At 43.0% G+C, this 9,648-nt stretch carries 12 protein-coding genes and 1 other RNA gene; all 13 read left to right on the top strand.

Annotation, left to right across the window (positions count from 1 at the left end):
• Positions 1 to 740, top strand: a 740-nt coding sequence (locus tag WA010_RS11300; protein ID WP_422557216.1) for an NADP-dependent isocitrate dehydrogenase, incomplete at its 5' end; no start/stop codon positions are given.
• A 132-nt stretch (positions 741 to 872) separates the two neighbouring features.
• Positions 873 to 1,829 carry a malate dehydrogenase gene (gene mdh / locus WA010_RS11295; protein ID WP_422557215.1) on the top strand — a complete coding sequence of 319 codons (957 nt, stop codon included), beginning with the start codon at positions 873 to 875 and terminating at the stop codon, positions 1,827 to 1,829.
• Positions 1,830 to 1,831: 2 nt separating this feature from the next.
• Positions 1,832 to 3,223 (top strand): class II fumarate hydratase, encoded by a 1,392-nt coding sequence (gene fumC / locus WA010_RS11290; RefSeq protein ID WP_422557214.1) that lies wholly within the window; start codon positions 1,832 to 1,834, stop codon positions 3,221 to 3,223.
• 20 nt (positions 3,224 to 3,243) lie between these two features.
• On the top strand, positions 3,244 to 4,413 hold the full coding sequence (sucC, locus tag WA010_RS11285) for an ADP-forming succinate--CoA ligase subunit beta (protein ID WP_422557213.1): 1,170 nt from the start codon (positions 3,244 to 3,246) through the stop codon (positions 4,411 to 4,413).
• Positions 4,414 to 4,416: 3 nt separating this feature from the next.
• Positions 4,417 to 5,289: a succinate--CoA ligase subunit alpha gene (gene sucD / locus WA010_RS11280; RefSeq protein WP_422557212.1), complete on the top strand. Its 873-nt coding sequence runs from the start codon at positions 4,417 to 4,419 to the stop codon at positions 5,287 to 5,289.
• 5 nt (positions 5,290 to 5,294) lie between these two features.
• Positions 5,295 to 5,576 carry a heavy-metal-associated domain-containing protein gene (locus WA010_RS11275; protein WP_422557211.1) on the top strand — a complete coding sequence of 94 codons (282 nt, stop codon included), beginning with the start codon at positions 5,295 to 5,297 and terminating at the stop codon, positions 5,574 to 5,576.
• A 23-nt stretch (positions 5,577 to 5,599) separates the two neighbouring features.
• Entirely contained in the window at positions 5,600 to 5,917 is a 318-nt protein-coding gene (locus WA010_RS11270) for a 4Fe-4S dicluster domain-containing protein (RefSeq protein ID WP_422557210.1), read from the top strand.
• A gap of 12 nt (positions 5,918 to 5,929) precedes the next feature.
• Entirely contained in the window at positions 5,930 to 7,075 is a 1,146-nt protein-coding gene (locus WA010_RS11265; RefSeq protein ID WP_422557209.1) for a 2-oxoglutarate synthase subunit alpha, read from the top strand.
• Positions 7,075 to 7,932 carry a 2-oxoglutarate ferredoxin oxidoreductase subunit beta gene (locus WA010_RS11260; RefSeq protein WP_422557208.1) on the top strand — a complete coding sequence of 286 codons (858 nt, stop codon included), beginning with the start codon at positions 7,075 to 7,077 and terminating at the stop codon, positions 7,930 to 7,932. The genes WA010_RS11265 and WA010_RS11260 overlap by 1 nt, the downstream gene beginning before the upstream one ends.
• A 10-nt stretch (positions 7,933 to 7,942) precedes the next feature.
• Complete coding sequence (locus WA010_RS11255; protein ID WP_299989993.1) at positions 7,943 to 8,500, top strand: 2-oxoacid:acceptor oxidoreductase family protein; 558 nt, start codon at positions 7,943 to 7,945, stop codon at positions 8,498 to 8,500.
• Positions 8,501 to 8,603: 103 nt separating this feature from the next.
• Positions 8,604 to 8,900, top strand: a complete 297-nt coding sequence (locus WA010_RS11250; RefSeq protein WP_422557207.1) for a DUF2018 family protein — start codon at positions 8,604 to 8,606, stop codon at positions 8,898 to 8,900.
• Between the two features lie 31 nt (positions 8,901 to 8,931).
• Positions 8,932 to 9,269, top strand: an RNA gene (gene rnpB / locus WA010_RS11245) — RNase P RNA component class A.
• Between the two features lie 71 nt (positions 9,270 to 9,340).
• Positions 9,341 to 9,562 (top strand): hypothetical protein, encoded by a 222-nt coding sequence (locus WA010_RS11240; protein ID WP_422557206.1) that lies wholly within the window; start codon positions 9,341 to 9,343, stop codon positions 9,560 to 9,562.
• Positions 9,563 to 9,648 lie beyond the last annotated feature (86 nt).

Below are 9,648 nucleotides of genomic sequence, written 5' to 3'. Positions count from 1 at the left end.
ATGCAGAGATCATCAAAAAAGTAAATGCATACCTTCCTGAATTCAATAAATCAGGGATTGAATACCACATTTTGGCACCTGAAAAAGCGATGGCATTCTCTTTGAAACGTGTACGAACAGGCGCTAACACCATTTCAGCAACCGGCAACGTTCTTCGTGACTATTTGACTGACTTGTTCCCTATCCTTGAGCTTGGAACATCGGCTAAAATGCTCTCTATCGTTCCGTTGCTTGCAGGTGGCGGCTTGTTTGAAACAGGTGCGGGCGGATCGGCTCCGAAACACGTTGAGCAATTCGTAAACGAGGGTCACCTTCGTTGGGATTCATTGGGTGAGTTCTTGGCTCTTGCAGAGTCACTACGTCACATTAATAAAACGAAAAAAGACAACAAATTGAGTGCTCTTACTGCGGCTCTCGATGTTGCAAACGCAGCGTATTTGGATAATAACAAAGAGCCATCACGTAAAGCAGGTGAGCCGGATAACAAAGCGAGTCATTTCTTCTTGGCTCAATACTGGGCAAAAGCGTTGGCTGAGCAAACTATCGATGCAGATCTTGCATCAAAATTTGCTAACGTGGCTAAAGCGTTATCCGAAAATGAAGCAAAAATCATGGAAGAACTTCTCGCTGTAGAAGGGAAACATCAAGATATCGGTGGTTATTATCACCCAGATGTTACAAAATTAACAGCGGCAATGCGCCCAAGTGCAACATTGAACGCTATTATCGGCGCAATTTAATATTACGCGATTGGGGAATTCCCCGATCGTTTTTTATCTGTAGAATTTTTTCTATAGATAAAAGGCGATAGAATCGTCTTTTATTTCTCCTTTAATATAGAGAAATATTGATATGACACAAGGGGTACGGAAATGGTAAAAGGTAAACGTGTCGGAATTGTAGGGGCAGGAAATGTCGGATCGACCATAGCCTATTCACTTGCAATGCTTGGTTCTTGCCATGAAATTATTTTGCGTGATAATAAAATTGAAATTGCAAAAGGTAAAGCTCTTGATATGTCACAAGCTGCCTCTGCAATTAGAAGCCATACAATTGTGAGTGCTGCTGATACAATGGCAGATTTGACCGATTGTGATGTTGTTGTCATTACGGCAGGAAGTCCACGTTTACCTGGAATGAGCCGTGATGATTTATTGATGATTAATGCGAATGTAACGCGTGAAGTCATCGAAGGAGTAGCCAAATATTCTCCAAATGCAATTATTATTATGGTATCTAATCCACTGGATGCTATGACTTACGTTGCTCTCAGAGAGAGTGGTTTTGATCGTAGCCGTGTTATTGGTATGGCTGGTATTTTAGATAGTTCGCGAATGGCAGCATTTATCCAAGAAAAACTCGGTTACGGCGGGGGACAAATACGTGCTTCGGTCATGGGTGGTCACGGAGATGACATGGTACCTCTTCCTCGTTATTCAACGGTTGCAGGCGTACCGTTATCGGATGTATTAAATCATGATGAGATTGAAGAGATTGTTCAGCGTACACGTAAAGGTGGGGCTGAAATTGTTGCATTGCTCCAAACGGGTTCAGCTTATTATGGACCAGCAAAATCAACTGCAATTATGGTTGAAGCAATATTAAAAGATACGAAACAAATATACCCATGTGCTGTTTATCTTGAAGGAGAGTATGGCTTTCATGATGTTGTAAGTGGTGTACCTGTCATGCTTGGTGCAAATGGTGCCGAAAAAATTATTGAAGTAACCCTCGACGATACAGAAAAAGAGATGTTTGCACGTTCATGTGCATCGGTTCAATCGTTGATTGATACTCTTAATGATAACAATTTCTTTCAAGGAGCATAAATATGAGTTTTCGTTTAGAAAAAGATACAATGGGTGAAGTTCGAGTACCGAATGACACTTACTGGGGAGCACAAACACAGCGTTCATTAGAGAACTTTCAAATCGGTGAAGAGAAAATGCCGTATGAAATCACCCGTGCATTTTCATATTTGAAAAAAGCGGTTGCATTAGTTAACTGCGATCTTGGGATGCTTAGCAAAGAAAAAGCCGATGCTATCGCTCAAGCAGCGGATGAAATGTTGGCTGGGAAACTAGACGCACATTATCCGTTGGTTGTATGGCAAACGGGTTCAGGCACACAATCCAATATGAACAACAATGAAGTATTGGCAAGCCGTGCGACAGAGATTCTCGGCGGTGATTTCAGAACTCAAAAATTGGTTCATCCTAATGATGATGTCAACAAATCTCAAAGTTCAAACGATACTTACCCTACGGCATTGCACGTCGCATCGGTTATCGCGGTTGAAACTCGTCTTTTACCTGCAATCGATCATCTTCGTAAAACATTGGCTGCAAAAGCTGAAGCGTTCAGTGACATCGTAAAAATCGGACGTACTCACCTCCAAGATGCAACTCCTTTGACGTTAGGTCAAGAGATCAGCGGTTGGGTGGAGATGCTCAACAAATGCGAAAAAATGGCAAAAGATTCACTTGAATCGGTACGTGAACTCGCTCTCGGCGGTACAGCAGTCGGTACAGGGCTTAATGCTCATCCTGAACTAGGCGAGCGTGTTGCGGCAAAACTTACTGAACTTACGGGTCATCAGTTTGTGACCGCTCCGAATAAATTTCATGCCCTCACAAGTCATGACGCACTTGTATTTGCTCACGGTGCCCTCAAAGCACTCGCGGCTGATATGATGAAAATCGCGAATGATGTTCGATGGTTGGCATCTGGTCCACGTTGCGGTATCGGTGAGATTACGATCCCTGAAAATGAGCCGGGTTCATCCATTATGCCGGGTAAAGTCAATCCAACTCAAAGTGAAGCGGTAACGATGGTAGCGTGTCAAGTAATGGGGAACGATACGTGTATCGGTTTCGCGGCAAGCCAAGGGAATTTCGAGTTGAACGTATTCAAACCGGTTATCGCGTATAACTTTTTGCAGTCGGTTCGTCTTCTCGCTGATTCTATGAATTCATTTAACGATAACTGTGCTATCGGTATCGAGCCGGTACGCGATCAAATCGATGCGTATTTGAATAACTCATTGATGTTGGTTACAGCATTGAATCCGTATATCGGATATGAAAATGCGGCAAAAATTGCCAAAACAGCCCACAAAGAGAACTCAACACTCAAAGAGACCGCTATCAGCCTCGGTCTTCTAACAGCCGAAGAGTTTGATAAATATGTCATCCCTGAAGAGATGACAAGACCAATAGCGTAAACTTAAAACAGGAGGAATGGATGAATATTCACGAATATCAAGCAAAAGAATTATTCAAAAAATACAATGTACCGACACCACGCGGACATATCGCTTTTACACCCGATGAGGCAGTAAAAGCGGCTCAAGAACTTGGTGGAAGTATTTGGGTGGTTAAGGCTCAAATTCACGCTGGTGGGCGCGGTTTAGGCGGTGGTGTAAAATTAGCCCGTTCAACCTCAGAAGTTCGCGAGTTAGCGGCAGAAATCCTCGGTATGCAACTCGTAACTCACCAAACAGGACCTGAAGGGAAACTTGTTCAAAAAGTTTACATCGAAGAGGGTGCCGATATCAAAAAAGAGTATTACCTCGGTATGTTACTCGACCGTGCTTCTGAAATGCCGATTATGATGGCGTCAACTGAGGGCGGTATGGCGATTGAGGACGTTGCGCACGATTCTCCGGAAAAAATAATCAAAGTCTCTATTGACCCGTTAACTGGATTCCAAAGCTTTCATGGTCGTAAATTAGCATTTGGTTTAGGTTTGGCGGTTGAAGAGATCAATGCTTTCATTAAATTTGCAGCTGCACTTTATCGTGTTTATATGGATCACGATGCAGAAATGATTGAGATCAATCCGTTGATTAAAACAGGTGATGGTAAATTTTTGGCACTTGATGCAAAAATGGGCTTTGACAACAATGCTCTTTATCGTCAATCGCAAGTCAACGAAATGCGTGACTTTACAGAAGAAGAACCGACAGAGATCGAAGCGGATAAATATGGTCTTAGCTATATCAAACTTGACGGAAACGTCGGTTGTATGGTTAACGGTGCTGGCCTTGCGATGGGAACCATGGATACCATCAACTATGAGGGTGGGAAACCGGCTAACTTCCTTGACGTCGGCGGTTCAGCGAGTGCTGAAACAGTGGCAAAAGGGTTTGAAATTATCCTTAAAGATCCGAATGTTAAAGCAATTTTTGTCAATATCTTCGGTGGAATCGTCCGTTGTGATCGCGTTGCTAACGGCATTTTGGAGGCAACAAAAATCACTAATGTTAATGTTCCAGTTATTGTTCGCCTTGATGGAACCAACGCTATTGAAGCGGCAGAAATTTTAAACAATGCCGGAATTGCCAATATTGTAGCGGCAACCGATCTTGCAGACGGTGCACGTAAAGCCGTTGCAGCAGCTAAGGGAGAGTAATTAATGTCTATTTTGGTTAACAAAGATACAAAAGTTATCGTTCAAGGTTTCACAGGTAAAGAAGGGACGTTCCATGCAGAGCAATGTATGGCATATGGTACCAAAATCGTCGGTGGTGTTACTCCGGGTAAAGGTGGACAAGAGCACCTTGGTCAACCGGTATTTAATACCGTAGCTGAAGCCGTTGCAAATACAGGAGCTACTGTATCTATGATTTTTGTTCCACCGGCTTTCGTATCCGATGCCGTTATGGAAGCAGCAGACGCTGGAATTAACCTTGCGGTAATTATTACCGAAGGTGCTCCGGTAAAAGATATGATGTTTGCAAAAGCGTATGCGGTTAAAAAAGATATGATGACTATCGGGCCAAACTGTCCAGGAATCATTACGGCAGATGAGTGTAAAATCGGAATTATGCCAGGCTTTATTTTCAAAAAAGGGAATATCGGACTTATCTCTAAATCAGGGACGTTGACGTATGAATCAGCAAACCAAGTGGTTAAAGAGGGATTCGGTATCACCACAGCGGTCGGTATCGGCGGTGACCCGATCATCGGTTTGAGCTATAAGCAACTTCTTCCGATGTTTGAAGCGGATCCTGAAACTCATGCGATCGTTATGATCGGTGAGATCGGTGGAGACTTGGAAATTCAAGCAGCAGCCTATATCAAAGAACACATCACGAAACCGGTTGTTGCATTCATCGCTGGTCAAACAGCTCCGGCTGGTAAACGTATGGGTCACGCTGGGGCGATTATCTCCGGTGGTGCCGGTACGGCAGCGGAAAAAATGGCGGCTCTCGAAGCAGCGGGTGTGAAAGTCGTTGTTTCTCCGGCGGATATCGGTAAAGCCATCGCAGAAGTGATGGGAAAATAATCGCTATGAAAAAGGCTTTTGAAGTAGCTAATGTTCGTTGCGGCGGGTGTGCCAATACGATCACTACGTCACTTCAAAAAAGTGGATTTGAAAAAGTCAGTGTTGATCTATCGTGCGAGCCTCGTAAAGTAACAGTAGAGATTGCAGACGAGGCGCAATTAGCACAAGTTCAGGCTATTTTAAGAAGTCTCGGATATCCTCTAACCACTGATGAGCGAGGATTTAGCGAAGATACGATTCTAAAAGCCAAAAGCTTTGTGTCGTGTGCACTCGGTAAAATAAATTAGTTTAACTTAATCAAGGAGAAGGAATGTCAATATATAAAGCGCCAGAAAACACTCCGGTGTGGGTTGATGAAGCAAGATGTAAAGCTTGTGATATCTGTGTATCAGTGTGTCCGGCAGGGGTCTTAGCAATGAAACTTGAGCCAAAATCAACTTTGGGAGCAATGATTGAAATTATTGAACCACAATCGTGCATCGGCTGTAATGATTGTGAATTAAGCTGCCCTGATTTTGCTATTTATGTAGCGGATAAATCTGAATTCAAGTTTGCAAAACTTTCAGATCAAGCAAAAGAGAGAGCTGAAGCTATCAAGAAAAATAAATACATGAAGCTTAGCGCTTAAAAGGAGCAAAATATGGAATTGAGAGAAGTAATTTCAACCGGTAACGATTTGGCGGCTGAAGCTGCGGTAGACGCAGGATGTATGTTTTTCGGAGGATATCCGATTACTCCATCATCAGAAGTAATGCATACTATTTCAGACCTTTTGCCTGAAGTAGGTGGAACATGTATTCAGATGGAAGATGAAATCGCAGGTATCGCAGCTGCAGTAGGTGCAGGTATGGCGGGTGTTCGCACTATGACTGCTACATCAGGTCCTGGGGTATCTCTTAAAGCAGAAAACCTTGGTTTAGCGCAAATGGCAGAGGTTCCTTTGGTTCTTGTCAACGTTATGCGCGGTGGTCCATCAACGGGTCTTCCAACACGTGTATCTCAAGGTGACGTACGTCAAGCGCGTAACCCATCACACGGTGACTATCGCTCTATTACCCTTTGTGCAGGGAACTTGGCTGAATGTTATACCGAAACGGTTCGTGCATTCAATCTTGCTGACCGTTTTATGCAGCCGGTAATCGTCCTTTTGGATGAGACAATCGGTCACATGCACGGTAAAGCAATGATCCCAACAGTCGAAGATGTTAAAAAAGGGATCGTTCCTCGTAAAGTATTTACAGGTGCACCTGCTGATTACCGTCCATACGGTGTCGGCGATGATGAAGCAGCGGTTCTTAACCCGATGTTCGAAGGGTATCGTTACCACTTTACAGGGCTTCACCATGATGGTAAAGGGTTCCCGACTGAAGAGATCGAAACGTGCCGTAAATTGATCCAACGTCTCGAAGACAAAGTTATGAATCACACAGATGAGCTTGAGTTGAACGAAGAGTATATGTGTGATGATCTCGAAGAAAACGATGTATTGATCATCGCTTACGGTTCAGTATCATTGGCGGCTAAAGAGTCGATCCGTCACCTTCGCGCAGCAGGTATCAAAGCGGGTCTTTTCCGTCCGATTACCCTTTGGCCGAGTCCGGCGACACGTATTAAACATTTCACCGACAAAGTGAAAAATGTTCTTTGTGTTGAGTTGAACATTCGTCAATACACCGAAGAAGTTGAGCGTGTTGCAAGCCGTCTCGATATTCACGGTTTGTATAAAGTGAACGGACGAGCTATCTCTCCGTATGAAATCGTTAACAAAGTGAAGGAGATCATCTAATGGCTTTCAATTATGACCAATATTTACGTTTAGAAAAAATGCCAACACTATGGTGTTGGGGATGTGGTGACGGTGTCATTCTAAAAGCCGTTATTCGAGCAATCGAAACTTGTGGTTGGAAACAAGATGATGTGTGTGTCGTATCCGGTATCGGATGTTCAGGGCGTTTCTCATCATACGTTGATTTTAACACGGTTCATACGACACACGGTCGTACGATCGCATTTGCAACTGGAATCAAATTAGCTTATCCTGATAAACACGTTATCTGTGTTGCGGGTGATGGTGATGCGATGGCAATCGGTGGTAATCATACTATTCACGGATGCCGCCGTAACATCGATATCAATTTCGTAATGATCAACAACTTCATTTATGGATTGACAAACTCCCAAACTTCACCGACAACACCTCAGGGTATGTGGACGGTGAGCCAAAAATCGGGGAATATCGACCCAACGTTCGATGCGTGTAAACTTGCGATTGCTTCAGGTGTTTCATTCGTAGCGCGTGAAACGATGCTTGATCCGAAAAAACTTGAAAAAGTTTTGGTAAAAGGGTTCCAACACAACGGATTTTCATTCTTTGATGTTATGTCTAACTGTCATATCAACCTTGGCCGTAAAAACAAAATGCAAAGTGCAATGGAAAACCTTGAGTGGATCGACAGCATTACAACTCCATTGAAAAAATGGGAAGCACTAAGCGAAGAAGAAAAAATGAATAAATTCCCTACGGGAGTTTTGAAACACGACGAAAATGCGAAAGAATACTGCGATATGTACAAAGAGGTACAAGCATTCCACCAAGGTAAACGTAAAGCGATTACCCAAAACGATTTCGCGAAGAAAATTTAAGGAGAACACTATGGCTAGAACATTAATGAGATTTACAGGTGTTGGCGGACAGGGTGTTCTTCTTGCGGGAGAGATTTTCGCTGCTGCAAAAATCAAAGAGGGTGGACACGGTCTTAAAACCGCTACCTATACCTCACAAGTTCGTGGTGGACCGACCGTTGTTGATATCACTTTGGACGATGAAGAGATTTTCTACCCGTATGCAAATGACGGTGAGATCGATTTCATGCTCTCTGTTGCCCAAGCGAGCTACAACCTTTTTAAAGGTGGTGTTTCTGAGGGTGGTACGATTGTTGTTGAGCCAAACTTGGTTCACCCGAGTGATGAAGATCGTAAACGATGGAACATCGTTGAGATTCCTATCATCACCATCGCAAAAGATGAAGTTGGAAACGTTATTACTCAATCGGTTATCGCTCTTGCGATTGCTAACACGTTTATGAAAGCATTGGACGATGAATTACTTCGCGGCGTTATGCTCTCAAAAGTACCGGCAAAAGTACACGATGTTAACAACAAAGCGTACGATCTCGGTAAAAAATACGCTCTCGAAGCGATGGCTTCTTAATTTTCCGCTTAGGCGGGAAATTCCCCCGACAGACTAATTTTTCCCTTTCCATCCCACTTAATCTATAGTTTGATACCCTGTCATAACACAAAAGGAGTTCATTATGTCAAGATTTGAAGCACTATTCGAAGACGAAGACGATATTTTCAGCGGTTCACCGCAATCGAAGTATTGGGATATCGCCAAACAAGTGAGTGAAGATTTATACCAGTATGATTTTGATGAAATTATTACGAAAATTGCGGTTATGGAAAAGATGCTGATGCAACAACACCATGAAGATGATCTCAACCGCATTGTAGAGAGTTATGCCCTGATGAATCAAGAAGAGATCGAATTGCATAAAAAAAGTCTCTACATGGAATACGCAGGACGTTTGATCTATAAACTTTCCGATTAAGATTTAATCTAATATCCCCTATAATTACGTTTAGGTACAACAGGTGATAGCTTGGAACTAGTAATCCCAAGAGGTAAAGTCCGGGCTGCTGTAGGACACGGTTCCATCTAACGGATGGCCATGGTAACATGAGGGATAGTGCAACAGAGAGTAGACCGCCGATACTTTAGTATCGGTGAGGGTGAAACGGCGGGGTAAGAGCCCACCAGTTTCTTAGGCAACTAAGAGAGCTATGTAAACCCAACCGGGCAGCAAGAAACAGATGGTTAGCGTCCTACATCGCTATTGTTTCGCTAGAGGCCTAGAGTGATCTAGGCAGTAGATTAATTATCACTTCATCCAGAACCCGGCTTACGTTGTACCTAACTTCTGCCATAATTACGAAAATCAATGATACAATTTTAAATACAGCAATTGAAAGAACAATAGAGGACGTAAGAATGCATACGCTCAGACTCACTATCCATGATACGATTTACGATAAGTTAATGGGTCTTTTAGAGATTCTTCCGAAAGATAAAATTGAGATTATCGAAGAAAATGAATATCCTGCTATCTCGTTTGACGAAGCAAAACTCAAAGTAGAGCAGGCTATCAACAATATCTCTAAGAATGAGGGAATTGATCTATCTCATGCTATCGAAAAAGTGATCCACTCTTAAATGACCTATCGCGTCATCGTCGAACCCGAAGCTCTCCAAGACCTAATTAGTATTTATAACTTCATCTCTAAAAACGACTCCAAGAA

This window comes from Sulfuricurvum sp. (genome assembly GCF_049305995.1).
GTDB lineage: Bacteria > Campylobacterota > Campylobacteria > Campylobacterales > Sulfurimonadaceae > Sulfuricurvum.
The sequence above is the reverse complement of the archived record's forward strand: the minus strand, read 5'-3'. Positions and strand labels throughout refer to the sequence as shown.

Excerpts from the sequence above, each read along its gene's own strand:
- mdh (WP_422557215.1), top strand. The coding sequence starts at position 873 with ATGGTAAAAGGTAAACGTGTCGGAATTGTAGGGGCAGGAAATGTCGGA.
- fumC (WP_422557214.1), top strand. The coding sequence starts at position 1,832 with ATGAGTTTTCGTTTAGAAAAAGATACAATGGGTGAAGTTCGAGTACCG.
- sucC (WP_422557213.1), top strand. The coding sequence starts at position 3,244 with ATGAATATTCACGAATATCAAGCAAAAGAATTATTCAAAAAATACAAT.
- sucD (WP_422557212.1), top strand. The coding sequence starts at position 4,417 with ATGTCTATTTTGGTTAACAAAGATACAAAAGTTATCGTTCAAGGTTTC.
- WA010_RS11275 (WP_422557211.1), top strand. The coding sequence starts at position 5,295 with ATGAAAAAGGCTTTTGAAGTAGCTAATGTTCGTTGCGGCGGGTGTGCC.
- WA010_RS11270 (WP_422557210.1), top strand. The coding sequence starts at position 5,600 with ATGTCAATATATAAAGCGCCAGAAAACACTCCGGTGTGGGTTGATGAA.
- WA010_RS11265 (WP_422557209.1), top strand. The coding sequence starts at position 5,930 with ATGGAATTGAGAGAAGTAATTTCAACCGGTAACGATTTGGCGGCTGAA.
- WA010_RS11260 (WP_422557208.1), top strand. The coding sequence starts at position 7,075 with ATGGCTTTCAATTATGACCAATATTTACGTTTAGAAAAAATGCCAACA.
- WA010_RS11255 (WP_299989993.1), top strand. The coding sequence starts at position 7,943 with ATGGCTAGAACATTAATGAGATTTACAGGTGTTGGCGGACAGGGTGTT.
- WA010_RS11250 (WP_422557207.1), top strand. The coding sequence starts at position 8,604 with ATGTCAAGATTTGAAGCACTATTCGAAGACGAAGACGATATTTTCAGC.
- WA010_RS11240 (WP_422557206.1), top strand. The coding sequence starts at position 9,341 with ATGCATACGCTCAGACTCACTATCCATGATACGATTTACGATAAGTTA.